Genomic DNA, 22218 nt, shown 5'->3' on the forward strand with positions numbered 1-22218 from the left:
CGTCGTTGAAGCGGGGTCTTACGCGGGGACAAATGGCCGGTTTCTCTTTCTCTTTCCTGGACGTCGTTTGCGGCTGAGGGGCGACCAGGCATGCAACTGAACGGCGCTTTTCGGGTCCGTCACTCCGCGAGATACTGAAGGCCGCACCGGTCACAACCGGAGCGGCGCATCTGACGGAGGAAACGACATGGAATACAGAAGACTGGGCAAGACGGGATACAACGTATCGTCGGTTTCCCTCGGTACGTGGCAAGTCGGTGGCGGCTGGGGCGAGCCTTTCGACGACGCGCTGGCCGAGCGCATCATCGAGGGAGCGATCGAACGCGGCGTGAATTTCATCGATACGGCCGACGTGTATGGCAACCGAGCCAGTGAAGCGGCGGTCGGCCGCGTCGTCCGCCGTGTCAAGGCGCGGCATGGTGACCGGGTTTACGTGGCTACCAAGTGTGGTCGTTTCATCAACCCGCACATTGATGCAGGTTACACACCCGCTGCGTTGCGCGGTTACGTCGAAGATAGTCTCCGCAACACGGGCCTGGAGGCGCTGGACCTGATCCAGTTGCATTGTCCGCCAACGCCTGTCTATTACCGTCCGGAAATATTCGAGTTGTTCGACACACTGAAGGCCGAGGGCAAGATCCGCCAACTCGGCGTGTCGGTGGAGAAGGTCGAGGAGGCATTGAAAGCAATCGAGTACCCGAATGTCGCCACGGTCCAGATCATTTTCAACATGTTCCGCCACCGTCCTTCGGATCTGTTCTTCCGCGAGGCGGAGCGCCGCGATATCGGCATCATCGCCCGCGTGCCGCTGGCGAGTGGCCTATTGACCGGGCGGTTTGGACGCGACACGACGTTCGGCGCGGATGATCACCGAACCTTCAATCGAGAAGGGGCCGCATTCGACAAGGGCGAGACGTTTTCAGGCGTCGATTATGGTCAGGGGCTTGCCGCCGTCGAGGCGCTCAAGGCAATCCTTCCTCCGCAACCCGGCCTCGCCGCGTGGGCTCTGCGGTGGGTATTGATGTTCCCGGAAGTGTCGACGGTTATTCCGGGAGCCTCGCGCGTCGAACAGATCGAAGCCAACCTCGCCGCCGCCGACTTGCGCCCGCTAACGCCTGCGGAGATGGACGCCGTGGCTGGCGTCTACGAGCGATTGATCAAACCAAGCGTACATCACCTCTGGTAACGCGGTCGGCGAGCTATGGCTACGGGCTTGCTTATACCGCCGCCTATGCGGCCGGTGTGCAGCACGTGAGGTTGTGCCCGGCTTCAAAATGCGGTTGAGGAGGACGCGCGCGTCCTCTTTGGGTGGAACTGTGTGGCTTCTTGCCGCAAATGCTTGCAGTCCTCCTCAACCGCGTGTTTTGGTAAATTTCTTCTGATACGGTTCGATTTCGGAACTATTTTTCGCGAATTCGTTCTGAAAGCATTGCACACGTGTGCTTCGTCTTCTAACATCAAGAAAACAGAGTGCAGAAGCGGTCTAGAAGAGCGGTGCATGAATGATAGGACTCGGGCAGGGAGTTGAAAAAAGCCAAAATTAGGCGCTAAATCCTTTTTTATAAAGGGATAAAAGAGGGCGTAAGCAACAGAGTTGAGGTCGGTCAAATCGCAGATCGTGGGCAAGAGCGGCATCCTGTAACCGGTTCGTAACCTTCGTCTGCCACGCTGTCGGCATTGGACAGGTGTGCAATCTACGAAAAGAACGGCGAACAAGATGCGAACGGTAGTCGGCGGCAATGAATCGGGGGGAACGATGGGGGCGGAACCAATCATCTCTTTACGCGGCTTGCGGGTGGCCTACGGGAGTAACGAGGTACTCAAGGGCATCGACCTGGCGATCACACCGGGCAGTTTCGTCGCGCTGTTGGGCGCTTCGGGCTGCGGGAAGACCACGCTGCTACGCACGCTCTCGGGGTTTACACCGGCCAGCGGCGGTTCGATCACCGTCAACGGGCGCGACATCCAGAACGAGCCGCCGGAACGTCGCGGCATGGCCATGGTTTTCCAGTCGTATGCTTTGTGGTCGCACATGAGCGTGGCGCAGAACATGGGCTATGGCCTGAAGCTGCGCCGTGTGCCGCGTGAAGATATCCGCCGCCGCGTCGACGCCTTGCTCACCATGCTCGGTCTTGAAGGGTATGGCGATCGCTCGGTCACCGAGCTGTCGGGCGGCCAGCGCCAGCGCGTGGCGTTGGGACGGGCCTTGGCCGTGGAGCCTCAAATCCTGCTGCTCGATGAACCGCTGTCGAACCTCGACGCCCGTATCCGCCTGCAGATGCGACACGAGATCCGTTCGATCCAGCGTCATCTCGGCGTGACGGCAATCCTCGTCACCCATGATCGCGAGGAGGCGATGGTGATGGCGGATCAGGTCGTCATCCTCGATCAGGGAAAGATCGCCCAGATCGGCTCGCCGGAGGAGGTCTACCAGCGGCCGCAGACACCGTATGTCGCGTCCTTCATGGGCGCGGAGAACATCGTCGCATGCGAGACGATTCGTGATGCGGCCTCGATGACCCTGCGTCTCGCGCATACGCCGCAGGTCGCCGTCCGCCTCGACGAAAACGCGTTTTCGGTTCCCGCCGGTCCGGTGCAAGTGCATTTCCGTAGTGAGATGGCATCGCTCGGCGCGGCGGGCGACGCGCCGGACAACTGCCTGCGCATTCCCGGCACGATTACCCAGGCGAGCTACCTCGGCGGCGGCTATCGCTGCGAGATCAAGACCGACTGCGGCCACTTCTTCATCGACCATCCGCGGCCGGCACAGATCGGCGATGCCGCCACCATCAACATCCCTGTTTCGGCCTTGCACGTTTTCGTCCGCCCCGGGAATACCGAAGTCCCGCGGCCGTCCTGAGCCGTCACCCCAACGCCTCGCGACGACTGCATTTGCAGCACGGCAGCACTCAACTCCGAAGGAGAGAACTATGAAACGGTTGCACCGAACGCTGGTCGTCTCAGCCCTTATGACGCTGGGCGTATTGTCGGGAAGCGCGAATGCGCAAGTCACGCTCAATGTCATCAGCGGCGGGTCGCAGAACATGGTCGACTATGTGACCGACTATCTTGGCCCGCTATTCGAGAAGCAGAATCCGGGCGTTAAGGTGAGCGTGGTCGGGACCGGCCCCGACGACGCCGGTTCGCAGAAGATGCTGGAAAAACTGCTGGCGCAGAAGAACGCGGGTCTTGCCGTATGGGATACCGACGTCATTGTCCCGAACCAGCAGAAGACGGGCGAGATGGTCAAGGAAGGCTTGTTGATGAAGTACCGCGACAGCATTCCGACCGGCAAATACGCCATCAGCCAGTCGGCCAAGCAGGCGCTCGGCGTGAACGTCGACGGTTACGTAATGCCGATGTTCGAAAGCCAGACGGCCCTCGCGTACAACCCGGATCTGATCAAGACGCCGCCGTCCTCCTTCGATGAATTGCGCGCCTTCGTCGCCAAGAACCCGAAGAGTTTCGGCTACAACGGGCTGAAGGGTGGCATGTCGGGCGTGGCCTTCGTCGTCGGCTGGATGTATGCCTACGGCGGCAACCCCGAGGTCATCCAGCAGGGGCCGTACGACCAGAAAGCGTTGGCCGGTTGGGACAAGGCGTTTTCCGAACTGAAGGCGTTCAACCAGCAGGTGGTGTTCACGCCGGGTAACGCGGGCACGCTCGACATGCTCAATCGCGGCGAGATCGCCATGGGCCCGGTGTGGGTGGATATGTTCCAAACGTGGAAGGCCGAAGGCCGCCTGGCGCCGAACCTGAAACTCAAGATCCTCTCGCCGGGAATGCCCGGGCAGCCTTACTACTACGCGATTCCGGCCAAGGCGAAGAACGTCGAGCTGGCGAAGAAGTTCATCGCGCTGGCGACGAGCCCCGAAGTACAGGCTGAAGGCATCGTCAAGCGCTTCAATTGGTATCCGGGCATCGATGCCAACGTCGTCAAGCCGGCACTCGATACGAAGACCTGGAACCAGCTGTTCGTCGATGTGACGCCGGAAGACCTGGCGAAGAATGCCAAGCCCTTCCCGCTGGCGCCGTTCTTCAAGGACATGCGCGAACAATACGAAGCCAAGGTGCAAAACTGATGGATACGCCCCGCCTGCGCAAGAATCTTCCGCTCGTAGCCCTGCTGCTGCCGGCTTTGCTGATGGTGGGGCTGCTGTTCGTCTATCCGCTGCTGTTCTCGCTCGCCTATGCCTTTCGCAACGAAGGTACGGGCGGGTGGGATCTTAGCAACTTCACCAAGGCGTTTGCTCTCTACGGCGCCGACGTATCGCTGACGATCGGCGTCACGCTGCTGTCGACGGCGCTTGTCGGCGTGCTTGCGGTGGCGGTCGCCGGCTACCTCACGCTTGGTGAGAATCCTCGTGCCGTCGCGGTGCTGCGCTGGATCTACCGCTGGCCGATGTTCATTCCGTTCGTTGTCGCCGCACAGCTCATGCGTACTTTCCTCGCCAAGAGTGGCATGCTCAATAACACCTTGATGTCGCTTGGGCTCATCGAGCCGCTCAACGCCATGAGCCTTCTCGACTGGCGCGGCGTCGTCGTCACTTTTGTCTGGAAACAGCTGCCGTTCGCTGCCTTGCTGATTGCCGGCGCCATGGCGTCGATGGATCGATCGCTGATGGAATCGGCGCGCGGGCTCGGCGCAGGGCGCTTGCGGATCCTGATTGAAATCGTCCTTCCGCAGGTGAGCGCGACGGTTTGGGTGAGCCTCATCCTGTCGTTCGTCACCATGCTTTCCGCACTGTCGGTGCCGATGATGATCATCGCCGGCACGCCGACCATGATCACCGTCGACATGGCGTGGCGGGTCAATTCGTACGGCGACTACGGCGTTGCCAACGCGCTGGGCTTTATCTCGTTTGCCTTGAGCGGCGCGGCGGCGTGGTTCTACCTGCGGCAGGGCGTACGCGAAGGAGGGAAACCGGCATGACGCTCAGTCAATATCCTCTCCCGCGTTACCAGATACCCGGCGTCGTCGGGACATTGGTTCGCTATGCGTTGATTGGGCTTTTTGCCGCAGCCGTCTTTGGTCCGCTGCTCAACATGCTGATCTGGACCGTGGCCGAAGCCTGGTACTTCCCCGCCAAGTTGCCGTTGCGTTGGGGATTCGCGTTCTGGACGAAAGTGTTCCGGCCCGAAGCCGGTGCGATGAAAGCGCTCTACACGAGCATGGTCATCGCCTGTTTAACGGTCGCGCTCAGCCTCGTGCTCGCCATTCCCGCCGGATACGCGCTCTCGAAGCGCAGCTTGCCGCTGCGCAGCCTGTTCCTGCTTTTCTTTCTGCTGCCGCAGGCATTCCCCACGGTCGCGGTGCACATGAACATCGCGCGGATTTTTTATGGGTTCGGGCTGACCGGTACCATCTGGGGCGTGATGCTCGTGCACGCCATCCAGGGCCTCGTCTTCGCCGTGTGGATCGCCTCGGCCGCCTTTGCCGCGATCGGCGAGGAGCAGGTCGAGGCCGCGCGCAATCTCGGCGCCACACCGCTGCGCGCGTTCATGACCGTTTCCCTGCCGCTTGCCGCGCCCGGCCTTATGGCCAGCGCCATCTTCGTGTTTCTGATTTCGCTCGACGAATTCTCGGGCACGTTTTTCGTCGGGGTTCCCGACATACGCACGCTACCGCTCACCATGCTCAATGCCGCGCTCGAAGGGAACTATCAGATCGCGTCGATCACGGCGTTGCTGCTGCTCGTGCCTTCGATCCTCTTCATGCTCTTCGTCGAACGCTTCTTGAAGGCCGACGTGCTGGCGAGCGTCGGGAAGTGAAAGACGCCATCGCCGTCAAGGAACAGGAACAACACGAAATGAACGCGGAATGCTCGATATGGTTGCTTCCCGAAGCGGCACAGGAAGAGGAACTGAGAAAGACGATCGCCGAACTCTCGCCATTGCTCGGCGAACCGCCCTTTGCGCCTCACGTCACGATACAGGGCGATCTGTCATGGAGTGCCGAGGACCTGGACGGGTCGCTCACTCGATTGGCGACCATGCTTCCGCTACAGCGCTGGCGGGTGAAAGACGTCGAGTGCAGTGAGCATTTTTTTCGCTGTCTCTACCTGCGTTTTGTAGACCAGCCAGCCTTCCCCACCATGCAGGAATTCGCCAAGAATCTGAGTCGGACGGTTGTCGGCCTCTCCCCATTCCCGCACCTTAGTCTGGCTTACGGGAGTGCCGACGATGAAACGCGCCGCTTGCGCGACGGCTTGGCGCGCACGTTTGCCGGTCAGGAAATCGTCTTCGACCGGATTGCCGTCTGTCGCTCGTCGAAGGATGTCCCGATCGATAAGTGGCAGGTTCTCAGGGAGTATCGCTTTTCCGGTAAATGAAGGCGTGGCGGGTGCGAGGCGAATGGGCAATGCCGTTTCGCCTCTATCGCTCGTCTTACTCAAGTCAGATGCTGAGTTGAGTTGGCCGCTGCGATCGTGAGGGGAATCGAGACAAAGGCGTAGCTCGACACCACGAACAAAGTGCCGGCGATGACGGCAACCAATTGCTTGAAAAACACAGTTTCGCGAAGTTTCATCGGTTTGTTCCTCCAACGACGTGAATGCGTCGGTTCGTTCCCGTCGAGCGGGATCGTTTGCCGAAGCGTGATCGTATTGTGTGGAACAGCCGCTGAACGAATCATGAACCGCGCGTTGTGGTGGCATTCAGCTTCGGCAGACGGGCCGCGAGCGAGATCAGGCCAGTGTTGGAGGGAGGGCATTCAAGAATGCCGTTTTTTGCGCTATAGCTTTTCCGGTGAGGGCGAAGCCGAGCAGGTTGTCGTGCTCGTCAGCGAAGCGAGCGACGATCCCTTCGGCATCGGAGTCGACGGTCCACGTACCCGCGGCGCCGGTGGCCGGAGGCGAAGCTACCACAGGGATGGCCGGTGTTTTGACCACGATCGGCATGGCGGGATAACGCAGCGTCGCCTCCTGGCCGGCGAGGTGCGCGGCCAATGTTCGGGCGGACTGAAGAAGCGGCATGACGAAGGGCAGCAGTTGTCCTTCAACCTCTGCGACATCGCCCAGGGCATAAATGTCCGGCTCACTGGATTGCAGTTGGCGGTTGACGACGATGCCGCGGTTCGTCTGCAAGCCTGCTGTCCTGGCCAGATCCGTGCGCGGTCGCAGACCCACAGCCGATAGCACGACCTGGGTGGTTAACCGCTCACCGTCGCCGAGTTCCAGCTGCACGCCCTGGCCGCTCTCGTAGACGGCGTTTACCGATACGCCTAGACGAAAGCGTACGCCCTCGCATGACAACGCATCACGTACCCGTGCCCCCACTTCCGGGGGAATCAGGCGGCTAAGCGGTTGCGCATCGGGAGCCACGACGTCAACGAGATATCCCGCGCGAGCCAGATCATTGGCGAATTCACAGCCGATCAGGCCAGCCCCGATGATTGTCACGCGTTCGGCGTTCGCGAGCGTCTCCCGAAAACGGGCATAGTCCGCCAGGTCGTTGACCGACAGCACTTGATCGACCGCGTCGCCCTGTAGTGATAGACGCAGCGGATCGCTCCCGGTCGCCAGCACGAGTCGTCGATAAGCCACAGTGCCGCCCGTCGTGGACACGGTGTGGGCTATGGGGTCGATCGCTGTCACCTGGGTAAATGCCATGACGTTTACATCAAGCTGCTCGGCCATGGCCGAGCGTGTAGCCGAAATGAGCTGAGCCGCCGTCTTGCCGTTGCTCAGCGCATTCGACAGCATCGGCTTGCTGTAATAGTCGCCGCTGTCGCGAGTAATGAGCGTGACAGGCATTCGAGCGTCGAGCTTGCGGAACTCGCGAGCCAGCGACCAGGCGGCCAAGCCCGATCCGATGATCACCAGGGCGGAAGCTCCGCGAGTTGCGCGTTGGTGCGGATCGCTCATCCGACCTCAACCATCGTGAAATCGGCTTTGCCCACGCCACACTCCGGGCAATGCCAGTTGTCCGGTACATCGGCCCAGCGTGTGCCGGGCGCGAGGCCGTCTTCGGGCCGGCCGGCCGTCTCGTCGTAGATGAATCCGCAAGCCACGCATAGCCAAGTTTTCATGAAAAGGCTCCAGTAACGTGTTCGGTGAAGGGGGGCGGAGATCGACGGTCAGTCATCATCGTCGTGTCCGCGGTGATGCGTAGCGCCGGCCCCGGGAGTATTGAGCACCGAGCCGCGGTCCATCCCCGGAATCAGTCCGCGCGGTGAGCTCTGCCACTGCCCGGCACCGAAAGCGAGCGCGGCAAACAGGAGCACAACGGCGAGCCAGAGCCGGTTGTGCTGTACCGGGCTAGGGCCTGCGCCGGGCAGACGCCCGGTAAGCATGGGCAAGGCCTGGTTCTGGCGTCGCAGCAGGCTCAGCAGCGCGATGAAGCCGAGGTGTGCCGCCACGGCGATCAGGAAGGTGTTGGCGAAGAACTCATGAGTTTCTTCGAGCCAGTCGCCGCCCCACTCGTTGTAGGTGGCGTATCCGCTGAGCGTGAGCGGGATGACGAGCGCCAGCATGAGAACGATGAAAAACGTCATGACGAAGTTCTGGCCCTGCCGCCAATTGACGTTACCGAACGGCCCGGTGGCTCGCAACGAACGCAGCCAAGACGGGCCGGCCCCGAGTTTGCGCCACAGCAGACCCAGGCCTGACTGACGCGGTCCAAACAAACCGTAGAGCAGGCGAAAGCCGAACAGGCCGGCGAACGTGTATCCCAGCGTCACGTGCAGCAGGCGCCAGTGTTCGCTCTCGGCTGTCAGATACGCTCCCATGAAACTCAATGCGAACAGCCAATGAAACATGCGCGTCGGCGCATCGGTAACCAACCGGCGGGGAACCGATGCCGTGGCGTTGCCGTTGGCGGGAAGCTCGATGGAGTGTGAAGTGTTCATGATGAAGGGGCCTCGCTTGTATCAGTCCTGCCAGGTTTGGCGCTGCGGCGGCGTCAAACCGGCGGGCAGGCGCAAGTTGTCGTCGTCGAAACGGCCCTGATCCGCGCCCGCATGGCAGGCCGCGCAATTGGCCGCGCTCTTGACGCTCGGCAGGGCCCACACGGCGGATTCGATCTTGCGGTGCTTGCGCTCGAACCAGGCCAAGCGCGTGATGCGATCATCCGGCGGTTCGCTGGTCACGCGTTTATAAGTCCCGGCGTGCGCTTGCAGCCAGGCGTCGAGTTGCTGCGTCGTGGCGGCGTCCAGCGAGGCGTCTGTGCCGTAGTGCCGATCCAGGCCGGCCATGATGCGTTGCCAGGAGCGCGCTGGCAGTAGTCCGGGTGGATAGGCCGTGTGGCAGGACGCGCACTCCTGAATGTAGGGTGGCGGCACCGGCTGTGGCATCGCGCGGCCTCCGTCGGCCAATGCGACTCCGACAGATAACAGGCCGATCGCCGAGGCTAGCGTCAGCGAGGAGAAGCGCGAGGTACGGCTCATATCGGGCATCCGTCCATTCAAGAATCGGTTCATTTGAGGCTGTTGAGATAAGCCAGCACATCCGCTTTTTCGGAAGCGCTGCATTCACGCGCGAGGACGTCCTTGCAGTTGCGACGGAACCATTTGTCGATCTTCGCGGTGTCCGTAAACGCTTTGGGATTGAAAGCCGGCGCCAGCGGGGCGATCGCTTTTCCGGTCGTGGCATGCTTACCCTCGTTTACAGGGGGCATGCCGTGGCAGGAGGAACAGGACCATTCGCCTCCGTGCGGTGTCCCGAAGAAGCTTTGCCCCCGTGCGGCGTTGCCTGGTGCACCAGCCTCTTTGGTCCAGTACGCCAGTTGCTGCGCTGGCGTGGTATCGCCCGCCATGACGGGAGCAGCGAAGCTCGTGAACAGCGCGGCGGCTAGAAGCGCGAAGGTCAGCGGACGGGTTTTCACGATGGAGCTCCGTTGAATGCAGTGTGCGCAGCATGGGCTCCCGTGCTTGAATGGAATCTGAATCACCCGTTCATCTGCCATTCATCCGGCCGGTAGGACAATGATCGCTATGAAACGCGCGCTTTCAACCATTGTGCTTTTGCTGGCCGCGGCCCTTGCGGTGTTGTTGGCTGCCGCGCCGACTTATGCCGACAGCGACCAGGACCGCGCGCGCGCCGCCGTGCAGTCCGGGCAAGTGCTGCCCTTGAAAACCGTGCTGGAGCGGCTGGAGCGGGAGCAGCCTGGGCAGATGCTGGAGGTCGAACTGGAACGCGACGAGCACGATGGCGGGTGCTGGCTTTACGAAGTCAAGCTGCTGCAAGCGGGTGGCCGGCTGCTCAAGCTCGAAGTGGACGCCAGTACCGGTGAAATACTCAAGCGTCGTGTGCGCGAACGTCGTCCCTGATACGCTTTTGAATCATGCGAATCCTGCTAGTCGAAGATGAGCCGATCTTGCGCGCCCAATTGCGTGCTGCCCTGGTCGAAGCCGGCTATGCGGTCGACGAGGCCGACAATGGGCGCGATGCTCATTTTCTTGGCGAGACGGAGACTTTCGATGCAGTGGTACTCGATCTGGGCCTACCGTTGCTCGACGGGCTGTCGGTGCTCAAGCGCTGGCGCGACGCCTCGCTTGCCATGCCCGTGCTCATCCTGACGGCGCGTGACAACTGGAGCGAAAAGGTGGCGGGTATCGACGCTGGCGCCGACGACTATGTGACCAAGCCGTTCCATATGGAAGAACTGCTGGCCCGGCTGCGCGGGCTGATTCGGCGTGCGGCGGGCCAGGCCTCGCCGGTGTTGCGGTGCGGCGAATTGACTCTCGACACACGCAGCGGCCGCGTCACCCTGGCCGGACAGCCTGTGACGCTCACCAGTCACGAATACAAAGTGCTCGACTACCTCATGCATCGGCCGGGCGCCGTCGTGTCGCGTGCCGAGTTGACCGAACACATCTACGCACAGGATTTCGATCGCGACTCCAATACCATCGAGGTCTTCGTCGGACGCCTGCGCAAGAAGCTGCCTTCGGGGCTGATCGAAACCGTGCGCGGCCTGGGTTACCGAATCGCCGCGTCATGAAGAACTGGCGATGGTCGGGCTCGTTGCGCCTGCGTCTGCTGGCGGCAACGCTGGTGACACTGATGCTGGCGCTCGTTGGCGCCTATTGGTGGCTCGGCGGATTGTTCCGTGACCACGTACTACAGCAGTTCGACACGGCGCTGATTCGGCAACTCGACCAACTTACCGCGCGATTGGAATTCGACGCGCAAGGCCAGCCGCAGATCGACCCGCGCCGGCTCTCCGACCCGCGCTGGGATAAACCGTATTCCGGTCTTTACTGGCAAGTCGATCGCCTGAGTCCGGATGGTCAGGTGCGCAGCGGCGTGCTGCGTTCGCGTTCGCTCTGGGATACCCAACTTACCCTGCATGCCGATACGTTGGCGGATGGCGAACTTCACACCCACCGGGGCAACGGTCCTCAAGGTGAGGCGTTGCGCGTGGTCGAGCGTGCGCTACGCGTTGCCGATCAGCCGGAGGTGCGTTGGCGCCTCGTCGTGGCCGCCGGAACGCGCGAAGTATCGGATGCCGTCGAGCGCTTCAACGGCGTACTGGCCGCCTCGCTCGCTGGGCTGGGCCTGCTGCTGGCACTCGCCGCGCTGGCCCAAGTAGCGGTGGGGTTGGCCCCGCTCAAGGCGATGCAGCGTGCCCTGCAACGTGTGCATGAGAACCGCGTGCAACGGCTGGAAGGTCGTTTCCCGGTCGAGGTGCAGCCGCTTATCGACGATTTCAATAGCGTACTCGACCGCAATGCCGAAGTCGTCGCCCGCACACGGACACAGGCGGGCAACTTGGCCCATGCGCTGAAGACACCGCTGGCGATGTTGAGCAGCGCGGCGCAGCAGTCCAACGGTACTGATTTCTGCGCGCTGGTGGCCGAGCAGGTCGAGGTGGCGCAACGCCATATCCAGTGGCATTTGGCGCGCGCACGCGCCGCGGGAACACAACACCTGCCGGGGCAACGCACTCCATTGCAGCCGCTGCTGGCCGGCCTTCTGCGTGTGATGGCGGCAGTGCATGCCGATCGGGTATTGAACCTGGGCACCGGCGAGCTGTCCACGAACCTCGCTTTTGCGGGTGAGGCGCAGGACCTTCAGGAAATGCTGGGCAACCTGCTGGACAACGCCTGTCGGAGCGCACGTTCGGAAATACGGGTAGCGGCCCGGCGCGATGGGAGCTGGTTGCGTATCACGGTAGACGACGATGGTCCCGGCATTGCACCCGAGCAACGGGAGGCGGTGCTGCAGCGCGGCGTGCGTCTCGACGAGTCCCGCCCAGGTAGTGGCCTTGGCTTGGCGATCGTGGTGGAACTGGCACAGCTTTACGGCGGTGGGCTTACCTTGGAGGCGAGCGACGCCGGTGGTTTGAGAGCCTGTCTGTCGCTTCCTGCGGCGGCTTGATGTTTCAAAGCCATATCGACACTAAGAGGAGTGCGCTTGATGCTTCCCGAACCGTATGACGATAAGGAAGAACCCAGCCATGATCCGGCCGAGCGCGCCGCCGCGGCAGCGAAGAGCACCTGGGTCAGTGTCGCCGTCAATCTCATCCTCACCGCCGCGCAGATTTCGGCGGGCTTCCTCTCCAAGTCGCAGGGGTTGATCGCCGACGGTATCCATTCGCTCTCCGATCTCGTGGCTGACTTCGTGGTTTTGGTGGCGAACCACCACAGCCAGAAGGACGCAGATTCAGATCACCCGTACGGCCATCATCGGTTCGAGACGGCAGCCTCGTTGGTGCTCGGCGCGCTCCTGCTTGCCGTGGGACTCGGCATGCTGTGGTCCGCGTTTCTGAAACTGGAGAATCCGCACTCCGTCCAGACGGTGCATGTCGCTGCGTTATGGGTTGCGGGTGGCGCGCTGCTCGTGAAGGAAATGCTCTTTCGCTACATGTTGGCTGTCGCCAAGCGGGTGAAGTCGAGCATGCTTGTCGCCAACGCCTGGCACGCCCGTTCGGATGCTGCGTCGTCGCTCGTCGTGGCCTTGGGTATTCTGGGCAACCTTGCGGGCTACCCCATACTCGATCCGATCGCCGCGGCGATTGTCGGGTTCATGGTCACCAAGATGGGCTGGGAGTTCGCCTGGGACGCCTTGCACGACCTGATGGACCGGGCGATCGAGGACGAGGAAGTCGCCGCCATCCGCCGAACCTTGGAGGAAACGCCAGGCGTGCAAGGCGTTCATGACATCCGCACGCGAAAGATGGGTGACTTGATCGTAGTCGACGCGCATCTCGAAGTTGATGCCACCTTGAGTGTTGAAGAAGGGCACGACATTGCGGTGAAAGCGCGCGGTCGCGTCATGCAGCGGCATCGCGTGTTGAATCTGATGACGCACGTCGATCCGTGGCATCGAGTGGATCTGGACCATCTGTCCATTGCTCACCGGGAAGGCTGAATGAATCCAGCTTCGGCCGCGAGCGGCAGGAATGATTGACCTGGGTTGAAAGTCGTTTTGGGGGCGGTAGAATTTCCTCAAGAACACCAAGAGTAGAGGGGTACATGGCCACTGACCCGTTAGCGCTGAATAACGTGACGGTGGCTGGAAACCTCAAGGCCGCGAAATCGATGGTTTTCGTCAACGGCCTGGGTTATGACAAGAGCTTTTGGAATCGCCTGACCCCGGCGTTCGCGGACGACTACCGGCTGGTGCTCTTCGATCACATCGGTTCCGTAGCGTCGAATCAGGCCTATTTCCGCGAGAATCAATATCGCTACTTGAACGTGAGCGGATACGCGGCTGATCTGCTCGAAATCTGCACTGCGCTCAAATTGGGTGGACACACGATAGCTGTCGGCCACTCCCTTGGCGCAATGGCGGCGCTCCTGGCGTCAATTCAAGCGCCTCTCCAATTCAGCCGGCTGGTTCTGATTGGCGCTTCGCCGCGCTACGCGGATGCCGAGGGCTACCGAGGCGGATTCAGCAAAGAAAACATCGCCGCGACCTATACGGCACTGCAGCACGACTATCTCGATTGGTCGAAGCGGTTGGCTTCGCTGGCCATGGCCACCCCCGATAAGGTTCATCTCGCGAACGCATTTGCGGAAACTCTTGCCCGCATTCCGCCCGAGATGATGCTGACCGTCCTGTGCTCGCTATTGCAGACCGACCACCGGGCCGATCTTGGCAAGGTGCGCGTTCCGACGTTGGCGATCCAGTCTCGGCAGGATTATTTCGTTCCTTTGGGCGTGGCCGAGTACATCCAAGCCCATATCCCTGATTGCCAGTTGGCGGTCATCGATGCGGTGGGGCACTTGCCTCATGTGAGCGCGCCGGACGAAGTGATCGCCGCCATCAACCACTTCGTTACATGACGGCGAGCACGGCTCTCACGTGGCCGCTTGTGGTCAATGAGCGATAAGCCACCGGATGCGATCCGTGAAACCTGACGAACATCAGCTTAGCTGAGCCCGTCGCCCGCTGAGGCTGGCTGGTTATCGTTCTCAAGGTCGAAGAGACACTGGAAATACCCGGCCACGGAACTCCAGGGTTCCTGGCGATCGTATTTGTCCACCAGGATCTTGCCGACGTCGACGACGTTGGGTTTCATCTCCAGTCGTGCTCGATACGAATCACGCGAATCATGGAGGCCGTGTTTCTTGTGGTCCTGGTTGGTGTAGGAGCGGAACGATCGAATGACTCCCGGGTGCGGCAGCTCTGATTCCGGGCAGGTTGCTCCGGCAACGGGCGGCGCCCGATCGGCGTGGCCGAAGGCAAAGCTGTCTTCCACGAGATGGAGCAGGCTGCCGAACGCCATATCACGGATGTTCCGGCGTAGCGCGGAGTTGCCCAAAGTATAAAGCGTGAGAACGTCTTGCCCCGAGTTGCCAAAAAACTCTTCGAAATCATCGATCTTGACGTTGGCGAGCAGCGTGGCGCTCGGGATCTGTCCCGTGGCCACGCCCCACGAGAATTCCGCCCACATCAGGATGCGCCCGCGAGTGACGGCGGCAGGTTCGCCATCCTTCGATGCCATGGCATGGAGAAACTGCAGGTCGCCAAAATGGGAGCGATACATCATGTTCCAGCGTTTCGATTTTCCGTCGAAGAAGGTCGTCTTCGAGCGGGCTTCGGCGTGCTTGAATAACTTGTACCAGCAGATCGGCTGGGTAACGACCCGAACCGTTTGTTCCGCTCGGCATTCGGGAATGCTCGTGGAATTCAGCTTGAATGGGGGGTCGTCGTTCCACCTGACGCCGGCCAGGATGGAGTTAGGTGCGAACTCCATGGTCGGGTCGGAGCAGCCTTCCTCGTCAATATCGCAGCCAAAAATGTACTGAGTGATTTCCTCATGAACGGGGTGGGTGAATTGATAGACACCCCAAGAGGCGACGTTAGTCGTGTAACGCTGATACCAAGCCGCATTAACCTTTACCTGATGCCTTTCGAGAGGCGTTCCTGACGGGGAAAGCTGGAAGGCGGCAGCGGGCGACGCGATACCCACCAGATAGGCCAGAAACAACGGCCAGCGAAGATACCAATGAGCCTGCTTGCCCATGCGCATGAGTGACTCCTCCAGATCGGGTACAGGAATTATCCATCCGACATTGACGAAATGCCACGTGGGCGTTCCCTGAATCGCCACAGTTCATCCGCACGTTCATTTCATCGAGAACGCCGCCAGGCTGAGGCCGAGCGCTACAAGCACGGCGCCGATGCTGCGCTCGACGATGTGCCTCGAGGTTGCAACGAAACGCTTGGCGACATCGGAAGAGAACGCGTAGGCGACCAAGACAAACCAGGAAAAATGGGCCAGGGACATGAAGGCGCCGTAACCTAGTTGCACCGCGAACGGCGTGCTTGGGCTAATGACTTGAGTAAACAACGCAACAACGAACAGCGTCGTCTTGGGGTTTAATGCATTGGTCAGAAAGCCGATCTTCAGCGCATCGAGATCGGACAGCGGTTCGGCAACCTTGACCACCTGTTCCGGATCGGCCTTTTTCGCCCGTAGCATCGTGACGCCGAGGTAGATCAGGTAGGCCGCGCCAATGAATTTGATCAGGTTGAAGAGCAGGATCGATTTCGAAATCAGAAGCCCGATGCCCGCCATTGAATAAGCGACATGAACCAGCACGCCCAGGGATATTCCCGTGGCGGTCAGTACGCCGGCACGGCGCGACAGAACCATACTGTTGCGCGTCACCATGGCGAAATCCGCCCCCGGGCTGATGACGGCAAGTATCGTGATTGTGGCGACGGCTAGCATCTCGATCATGTTTTTTCCATTACGGGGTTATAGCGCCGCAAAGGGCGTGTGGAATGCGGTTTGACTCACCGACGGTGTGCGGTTATCTCTGCAGCGTCCGGCGGAAAGCCGCGGTGACGCATAGTGACCGTGCCCATGCGAAGAGAGCGACATATCCCTTCTTCGCAAGGAAATACATAACCATCAGCGGCATCACCATCAAGGCTTGAACAAGCTGCATCTTAACCGACCCGATCCCCTCAATGACCGACGCGAAATAGCTCATTCGTCCGGTAGCGTAGTTTGCCCAACCGAATGCAATCGGCAGATAGATCAAGGTCAGGAAAAGCCATGCACCAGTGACAATCGGAGCGGCCGCGAGCAATTGTTCGGTAAAGCGATTGGCGCAAACAAAGTGCATTGCGGCAACCAGCATCAATAGGCCGACCAGTGCAACGGAGTAGGGCGGTGCGCCTATGAAGGCCAAGCTATACGATACGCACAGCACAGCGAATAGCATGGGCAGTTTTGAGCGCCAGCGTATTGAAATAGCCGCCGCCCCCAAGACAACGAGAAGAACGGACAGAACAAACGCTCTTTCAAGAAAGATAAAACGCGGTACCCCTGTGTAGATCAGGATCAGGTCGACCCAAAGCAAAGGGACCGCTAGGTACAGAGCAAGAAGCTTCACGGCGATGAGTGCCGCTTGTTTTGCCGGGATTTTCACGTTGTGCCCCAACACTTGAGCTGAACCGACCATAGAAGCAAGCGCCACTGGCAGGCGGGATCAACATGATAAGCGGCTCGTGACGGTCAGTGGGCTTTTCCGGAGCGGGTCGATTCGAGTGAAGAATTAGGCTCCACTGTGGAACGCCGTTACTTGCTCGCGGGGCTTACGGTAGCCTCAGGCGCAGGTGGTGATGAACTCACGCCCCCCTTCTGTTGGGTGCTTCCCTGATCCTTCGTTATGTCTTTGGCCTGAACTGTAGATGGTTGGTTGAGCGTCGACTGGACGACGCTTTGCTGTCCGAAGTAGTAGCCGAGAACGAGCGTCATAATCGGAGGGATTACCTTGACCATCGTATCAAAGATATCCTTCCCTGCGGGGTTCGCGGGATTCTGCGTGCTTAGCGACGCGTATATGGCGACGCAGAGCAAGAGTATGAAGGCCAAGACCGCCAGGACGCCGGCAGCGAAGAAGAGCTTCCGTACCTGGAAGAATGAGTCGGCGTCGTACGTGATACTTAGGTGAGAAGGCTGGAATAGCCCAGAGATCAGCAGTACCACCAAGACGCCTGCTATCGCAACTATCGTCCATATTGACCATGCACTCATGACTATCTCCCGTGGTGAAGAGATTTGCACAGCGAGGACTAACATCTGAATTCGAGGACCTACGCGCGTGATCGCGCGAGTTGGGTGAAATAGTAGGTCAGACCTCGCGATTCCCGAGGACGGAGGTCGGTTCTTCAATGGGAACAACGACCACAGCGGTACCGTAGCAAAGAACTTCAGTTAATCCGGCCATCAGTTCTGTAGCGTCGTAGCGCACTCCGATGATCGCGTTGGCTCTTAGCGATTGACCGTGCTGTCGCATGAGCTGAAAGGTTTCTGAACGTGCACGTTCGCAGAGCTCCGTATAGATCGTGATGTTGCCTCCGAACAATGACTGAAGGCCGCCGAAGAAATTTCCAACGATTGATCGCGACCGAACCGTGATCCCTCGAACGACACCAAGATTCTTCGTAATCCGATAGCCGGGCAGCTCGAAGGCGGTGGTAATCATCGCGTTGTCCATCATGTCTCCAGACTTTATTGATACGTAATTGGCGTCAGGGCTTCTCGAAGAGTATAGATGGCTTCATCGGGTCTGGCATCCGATGTGAGGCGGCACCGACGGCAAGCCAGTCCAGGACGTTGGAAGAGTGAGACGCATAGCCTGGAAGCGGGCAGATTGGCCGACCGTTGGGCCTCGCCTCGGCCGAGGAATCAGGCGTCGTCGGCGCCGATCCAGCCAACTTTGATACGCCAAGCCTTCTCTTCTGCCTTGCGTGCTTGGTACTGCTCGGCGGTTGGGTATGGCCCTCCTTGCAGTCGCACCAAATGTTCTGCAACCGTCCCAAGTCCTACCGAGAGTCGGCGCGCATTGACGGACTCAGGGTCCTCGGTTGAGCAGAGTCGCGGGCCGTCCGGCGTGACTTCGAACTGTGTGCCGTACCGTTGAGGGAGCCCCTCGGAAACCCGGACACGATCATAGATGTACGCGAACTGCCAAGCGGGGACTCTGCCTGCGGCGACTTCGCGGTCAAGCAGCTCGCAGCAAGTGCGCATGAACCCTGGCTCCGAGATCGCATGCTGCGCAATCAGCCAAGCGGCTTCCGCGCCATCACGACCAACCAGTTGTTCGTTAGGCCAACCAACCTGTTTGATGATCTCGCGCAGTTCGTTTGCGTTGTCCCGGTGTACGGCTTCCATACGCGGGTGATAGCCATGATAGAGCGAACCGTCTTGTGCCAGCTCTTCGCGCATGCTCAAGTCGCGGTGCTGCAAACGGAGAAGAGTATGTCGAAGGTTCCCTGCGTTCGAAGCCATGATGGTATCGAGTAACGTAGAACAACCGGCGCTGCGCGGCTTTTTCGCGGATATACAACTGCACGCGCTTTCTTCACGCTACAACAATAGATTACTCACCTTGCATTCTAGGGAAGGGAATATATGATGAATTAGTACTCTTTTTGGGTAACCACATGGTTTATCGGCACATCGCTGACGCGTCGAGTTTAGCAAGCGCTGAACGTCGCGAGCGCGAGAGTGGAAAATGTGGCCGAAGAATACATAAGAGGAGAGACTGTGGCGGCGCCTGAACCTGAATGACTGCGAAGGGGAAGCTGCGTGGGCGGTTAAAACCGTGGGGTGACCTACAGGAGCATGCCTAGGAGAGACCAATAAAGACGGGAGGTGGGCGCAAGCGTGTTGAGACGACTGAAGGATGAGGTTTGCTGGTATATGACTTAGGAGCTCTACCGTTGAGTTTGGGGGACTGACACTGACATAGCGCTTGAAACATACCACTAAGCTTCACGTCGTAGCGCAGCTGAACAGTAATGCATCCATGTATTAACAATGTTGGGCGCTGGAGGAGAGAGAATCATGCCGAGCTGGAAGTGGATCGCACGGGCGACTGGGCTTATTTGTCTGCTGTTGTCGCTATTGGGGTCAAGCTGCCAAATTCCGCCCGCATCGACGGAGCAGATTCTTCGCGATGCGGTGGAACAGCTTAGCAGCGAGTCGTCCAACTGGCGGCAGATCTTGGAGGAAACTCGAGACAAGTTGGTTAGCGACGCCCAATCGTCAATACGGAACGAAGTGAGCGTTGTGTTATCGCGAGCGGTTGCGGCGGCCGGTTCAGAGGTCATGTGTGTAACGGACTTCATTCGCGATCGCGCCAAACAAGACCTGCTAAGAATTCTCGACCGGCTGGAGGGGCGCACACCGAGCCCAACGCTTCCCGTATTTTGCCAAGTCATTCCACAGAGTGTGGATGCCGAGTTGGTCCCGAATAGGCTGCGCTTGCTTGAGTACTATGGGTATGACTTCGATCGATCGCCAATTGCTGCCTACCTGGAGAACTCAAATGGACGTACCAATGTCTCGCGGTACTTGGATTTTCCGACGCACTACCACATGACCCTGAACCTTGGTACTCAGGGCGTTGCTATCGGTCCTAACAGTCGTCGGTTTGTGTTTGCCTGGGATGGGAGAGACCAGGCCTCTGTGGCTATTACCCAGTCTCCGCCGCCGCCAGTACGTCCGACCTACTTCATAAGCATTAGAACTTGGGACATGGAGGCCGGCGCGGCCGCCTCCGATGGAAAGGTGTTCGTAACGTTTGTGGGTTCGCATGCAACTTCTGATGAACTGCGTGTGCCAGGAGACTTCCGCCGTGGAGAGGTGGAGACGGCTTCGTTCGTATCCGATGATCTTGGCAATGTCTCCAGCGTGACAATTCGCTATGACGATGGTGTGGAGAATAATGCGTGGGCGTTGGACTGGATTGAGATTAAAAACATGACCGCTGCTGCGACTTGGTTGTGCCGGGCGAACACTTGGCTAGGGCATCAAGCACCCTTGACGAAAAATGTACTCTGCGCCCGTCAGTAGCCGGAGTCAGTCCTGCGCTAGACAACGAAGCTAAGGAGAAATACTTCCATCGGTGCATCGTGCCTCGGCCCATCAAAGTCATTCTCTTCGCCTACAGTCGGAGTGACAAACTATCGGTTCCGTATTCGTTCGCGAAACAACCTGGAACTCTGGGTTGTTCCAGGATATCCGTTGAAATAGTCCGGGCGGATGCGCCATGGCTCTCAAGACGGCTAACGTTCGACGTAAGGGGCGCCCGCAAGCGGGCGCAGCCCGCTTGTGGGCGTCCCCTTGACGGAGGGGTTAGGTGCAACGAATGGGCACCTACCGTGTTGGCGCTGAAGAAGGCTCAAATGGCGCTGGGAACCAGAGCAAGAGCTATGAATGAGCAAGGCTGCAACGGGCTTCATTTTCGACCGTGATTCTGCGCTCGAACCGATGCAGGGGCACCTCCCGCACTGAGCGCGGAGGGTGAGCGAAGGCACAAATCTGGCTCGCCACGCGCGACGACGGCCGACTTGGCGCGGGATCACCCTTCGACCAGCGCTCCGACGAAGGCAAAGAGACCCCCTCACCAGGCTACGCCGATGGAAGATGAGGCATTTGATGGCAACCGTTCGATCACTGGCTCGGCGACTAGACGTGAAGGCCTTCACTGCTCACCCACCTCCGCACCTAACGTTTGACGTGAGGGGCCGCCGTAGCGGCGAAGCCGCGAAGGGAACCCACAAGCGCAGCTTGTGGGCGGTCCCTCTCGACGGAATGGTTAGGCAGCGGACTGGGGCCACGCATTGACTTCACCTGCAGCAGCAACAGTGAAAGGTTGGCCAAATGTATAGCCGCCCAAGAACTTCTTTTTGAATGGTAGATACAGAGCGACGACCAAGCCCCGCTTGTGCTCAAACAGAACCTTAATGGCTTCAGTAGATGGCTGGCCATTTGGCGTAACCGTGACGTTTTCGGCAACACCGATTGCGATTAGATCTTTTTCTTTCGCGCTTGCGCACAGCCCATCATGCAACAGTGGCAATACCTCTGTTGAATTGGTGATGTCGTTTTCTGGTGCGGCTGCGACTAACCCTACTTTTCCATCGGCGCCTAGGTACGCGCCGTGAGGAAGAAAGTTGCCACGCTTTTTAAGGCACTGCTCGGAAAAATCAAACAGTGGATTGGCGACGGCGGCAACATCGCCTTTGAGCTCTGCATACAATTCAGCGGACATGATTTTTGAGTAGCCTAACGTAGAGCTAACCGGCGCCGCGCGGCTTTATCGCGCAGCGTCCAGCGACCAAAAGGAGCGAGGTTGAGCGCCATGTTAGAGCTGCCCCAACTCTTTGCGTCTCTCAAGTATCTCTCGTTCCATCGCAAGGTTGGCACTGTGCCTCCTTTTCGACTCTTTGCCATCGCCGCGAAATAGAGCGACTGCTACGATAACAGCAAGAACATACCAAGGACCCAACCAATACAGATATTCAGGCTTAGCCAAGCCGGTCAAGAAGTAGCCAACAAATCGTCCAATGGAAACGAAGACCAATCCAATTAGGTATAGGCACGGGACATCGAACCTGAAGACTGTTGGGCTCTTTCGAATGAACCAAAACACGCAAAGTAAGAGTAGTGGCAAAGCAATTAACGTAGGAATTGGATTGATAGAGAATGCATCAAAAGCAGAGCATCCCCAGCCTGACTTACCCCAACCATAGGAAGCGCAGTTCTTGCTCAGCGCAAGAGGCGTGGCAAGGTCTCGTGGGATGTCGCTTGTTTGCCAGATAAAGATGATCAGGCAAGGGACTGCCACAAGGAAGGCAATTAACGAAGTAAATCGTGTGAGGATGGACCGCATAGCGCTAACGTTTGACATAACCGGCGGGCAAAAAGCGCAGCTTTTTGACTGTCCGGTTGATGGAAGGGTTGGGCATCATGATGGCTCACCCAACTGACCATCGGCATAAGCGAAGACCTGCCACCGTCTCT

General features: G+C 59.4%; 25 protein-coding genes. 12 read left to right on the top strand and 13 right to left on the bottom strand.

The window, feature by feature from the left end; all coding sequences use genetic code 11:
- Positions 1-187: 187 nt before the first annotated feature.
- The 6 genes from NZ453_RS10455 (at position 188) to NZ453_RS10480 (ending at position 6332) form a co-directional block, all read left to right on the top strand.
- A complete protein-coding gene (locus NZ453_RS10455; protein ID WP_263770498.1) occupies positions 188-1186 on the top strand; it encodes an aldo/keto reductase in 999 nt (332 codons plus the stop codon).
- A 531-nt stretch (positions 1187-1717) separates the two neighbouring features.
- A complete protein-coding gene (locus tag NZ453_RS10460; RefSeq protein WP_263770499.1) occupies positions 1718-2860 on the top strand; it encodes an ABC transporter ATP-binding protein in 1143 nt (380 codons plus the stop codon).
- A 70-nt stretch (positions 2861-2930) separates the two neighbouring features.
- Complete coding sequence (locus tag NZ453_RS10465) at positions 2931-4082, top strand: ABC transporter substrate-binding protein (protein WP_263770500.1); 1152 nt, start codon at positions 2931-2933, stop codon at positions 4080-4082.
- On the top strand, positions 4082-4933 hold the full coding sequence (locus tag NZ453_RS10470; protein ID WP_263770501.1) for an ABC transporter permease: 852 nt from the start codon (positions 4082-4084) through the stop codon (positions 4931-4933). The genes NZ453_RS10465 and NZ453_RS10470 overlap by 1 nt, the downstream gene beginning before the upstream one ends.
- A complete protein-coding gene (locus tag NZ453_RS10475; protein WP_263770502.1) occupies positions 4930-5772 on the top strand; it encodes an ABC transporter permease in 843 nt (280 codons plus the stop codon). Before NZ453_RS10470 ends, NZ453_RS10475 begins: the two co-directional genes overlap by 4 nt.
- Positions 5769-6332 (top strand): hypothetical protein, encoded by a 564-nt coding sequence (locus NZ453_RS10480; RefSeq protein WP_263770503.1) that lies wholly within the window; start codon positions 5769-5771, stop codon positions 6330-6332. Before NZ453_RS10475 ends, NZ453_RS10480 begins: the two co-directional genes overlap by 4 nt.
- Positions 6333-6391: 59 nt before the next feature.
- Here NZ453_RS10480 and NZ453_RS10485 read toward each other — a convergent pair whose 3' ends face one another.
- From NZ453_RS10485 to NZ453_RS10510, 6 genes are all read right to left on the bottom strand, one after another.
- Complete coding sequence (locus NZ453_RS10485; protein ID WP_263770504.1) at positions 6392-6529, bottom strand: hypothetical protein; 138 nt, start codon at positions 6527-6529, stop codon at positions 6392-6394.
- A 157-nt stretch (positions 6530-6686) separates the two neighbouring features.
- Positions 6687-7865 (bottom strand): FAD-dependent oxidoreductase, encoded by a 1179-nt coding sequence (locus tag NZ453_RS10490; RefSeq protein ID WP_263770505.1) that lies wholly within the window; start codon positions 7863-7865, stop codon positions 6687-6689.
- The gene (locus NZ453_RS10495; protein ID WP_263770506.1) at positions 7862-8029 is read right to left on the bottom strand and encodes a rubredoxin; all 168 of its coding nucleotides are present in this window, start codon (positions 8027-8029) and stop codon (positions 7862-7864) included. Before NZ453_RS10495 ends, NZ453_RS10490 begins: the two co-directional genes overlap by 4 nt.
- Positions 8030-8077: 48 nt before the next feature.
- Positions 8078-8848, bottom strand: coding sequence for a cytochrome b/b6 domain-containing protein (locus NZ453_RS10500; RefSeq protein ID WP_263770508.1), 771 nt, complete (start codon positions 8846-8848; stop codon positions 8078-8080).
- 21 nt (positions 8849-8869) lie between these two features.
- A complete protein-coding gene (locus tag NZ453_RS10505; RefSeq protein WP_263770509.1) occupies positions 8870-9385 on the bottom strand; it encodes a diheme cytochrome c in 516 nt (171 codons plus the stop codon).
- A gap of 29 nt (positions 9386-9414) precedes the next feature.
- Entirely contained in the window at positions 9415-9822 is a 408-nt protein-coding gene (locus NZ453_RS10510; RefSeq protein WP_263770510.1) for a DUF1924 domain-containing protein, read from the bottom strand.
- A 109-nt stretch (positions 9823-9931) separates the two neighbouring features.
- On the opposite strand from NZ453_RS10510, the gene NZ453_RS10515 reads away from it, so the two are divergent.
- The 5 genes from NZ453_RS10515 to NZ453_RS10535 all read left to right on the top strand — a co-directional run bounded on the left by NZ453_RS10515 (position 9932) and on the right by NZ453_RS10535 (position 14230).
- Positions 9932-10267, top strand: coding sequence for a PepSY domain-containing protein (locus tag NZ453_RS10515; protein ID WP_263770511.1), 336 nt, complete (start codon positions 9932-9934; stop codon positions 10265-10267).
- Between the two features lie 14 nt (positions 10268-10281).
- The gene (locus tag NZ453_RS10520; RefSeq protein ID WP_263770512.1) at positions 10282-10941 is read left to right on the top strand and encodes a response regulator transcription factor; all 660 of its coding nucleotides are present in this window, start codon (positions 10282-10284) and stop codon (positions 10939-10941) included.
- A complete protein-coding gene (locus NZ453_RS10525; RefSeq protein ID WP_263770513.1) occupies positions 10938-12320 on the top strand; it encodes a sensor histidine kinase in 1383 nt (460 codons plus the stop codon). Before NZ453_RS10520 ends, NZ453_RS10525 begins: the two co-directional genes overlap by 4 nt.
- Positions 12321-12359: 39 nt before the next feature.
- Complete coding sequence (locus NZ453_RS10530; protein WP_263770514.1) at positions 12360-13313, top strand: cation diffusion facilitator family transporter; 954 nt, start codon at positions 12360-12362, stop codon at positions 13311-13313.
- A 104-nt stretch (positions 13314-13417) separates the two neighbouring features.
- Complete coding sequence (locus NZ453_RS10535; RefSeq protein WP_263770515.1) at positions 13418-14230, top strand: alpha/beta fold hydrolase; 813 nt, start codon at positions 13418-13420, stop codon at positions 14228-14230.
- An 86-nt stretch (positions 14231-14316) separates the two neighbouring features.
- Here the strand turns inward: NZ453_RS10535 and NZ453_RS10540 are convergent, their stop codons facing one another.
- The 6 genes from NZ453_RS10540 to NZ453_RS10565 all read right to left on the bottom strand — a co-directional run bounded on the left by NZ453_RS10540 (position 14317) and on the right by NZ453_RS10565 (position 18696).
- Positions 14317-15501, bottom strand: coding sequence for a hypothetical protein (locus NZ453_RS10540; RefSeq protein WP_263770516.1), 1185 nt, complete (start codon positions 15499-15501; stop codon positions 14317-14319).
- A gap of 15 nt (positions 15502-15516) precedes the next feature.
- Entirely contained in the window at positions 15517-16134 is a 618-nt protein-coding gene (locus NZ453_RS10545; RefSeq protein WP_263770517.1) for a LysE family transporter, read from the bottom strand.
- Between the two features lie 73 nt (positions 16135-16207).
- Positions 16208-16795 carry a hypothetical protein gene (locus NZ453_RS10550; RefSeq protein ID WP_263770518.1) on the bottom strand — a complete coding sequence of 196 codons (588 nt, stop codon included), beginning with the start codon at positions 16793-16795 and terminating at the stop codon, positions 16208-16210.
- 185 nt (positions 16796-16980) lie between these two features.
- Positions 16981-17439 (bottom strand): hypothetical protein, encoded by a 459-nt coding sequence (locus tag NZ453_RS10555; protein WP_263770519.1) that lies wholly within the window; start codon positions 17437-17439, stop codon positions 16981-16983.
- Between the two features lie 97 nt (positions 17440-17536).
- Entirely contained in the window at positions 17537-17905 is a 369-nt protein-coding gene (locus NZ453_RS10560; RefSeq protein ID WP_263770520.1) for a YbjQ family protein, read from the bottom strand.
- A 188-nt stretch (positions 17906-18093) separates the two neighbouring features.
- Positions 18094-18696 carry a DUF6624 domain-containing protein gene (locus NZ453_RS10565; RefSeq protein ID WP_338051156.1) on the bottom strand — a complete coding sequence of 201 codons (603 nt, stop codon included), beginning with the start codon at positions 18694-18696 and terminating at the stop codon, positions 18094-18096.
- A gap of 558 nt (positions 18697-19254) precedes the next feature.
- On the opposite strand from NZ453_RS10565, the gene NZ453_RS10570 reads away from it, so the two are divergent.
- Positions 19255-20265, top strand: coding sequence for a PLAT/LH2 domain-containing protein (locus NZ453_RS10570; protein ID WP_263770522.1), 1011 nt, complete (start codon positions 19255-19257; stop codon positions 20263-20265).
- A gap of 745 nt (positions 20266-21010) precedes the next feature.
- Here the strand turns inward: NZ453_RS10570 and NZ453_RS10575 are convergent.
- The gene (locus NZ453_RS10575) at positions 21011-21466 is read right to left on the bottom strand and encodes a hypothetical protein (RefSeq protein ID WP_263770523.1); all 456 of its coding nucleotides are present in this window, start codon (positions 21464-21466) and stop codon (positions 21011-21013) included.
- Positions 21467-22218 lie beyond the last annotated feature (752 nt).

It is taken from the genome of Propionivibrio soli (genome assembly GCF_025770765.1).
Taxonomy (GTDB): Bacteria; Pseudomonadota; Gammaproteobacteria; order Burkholderiales; family Rhodocyclaceae; genus Propionivibrio; species Propionivibrio soli.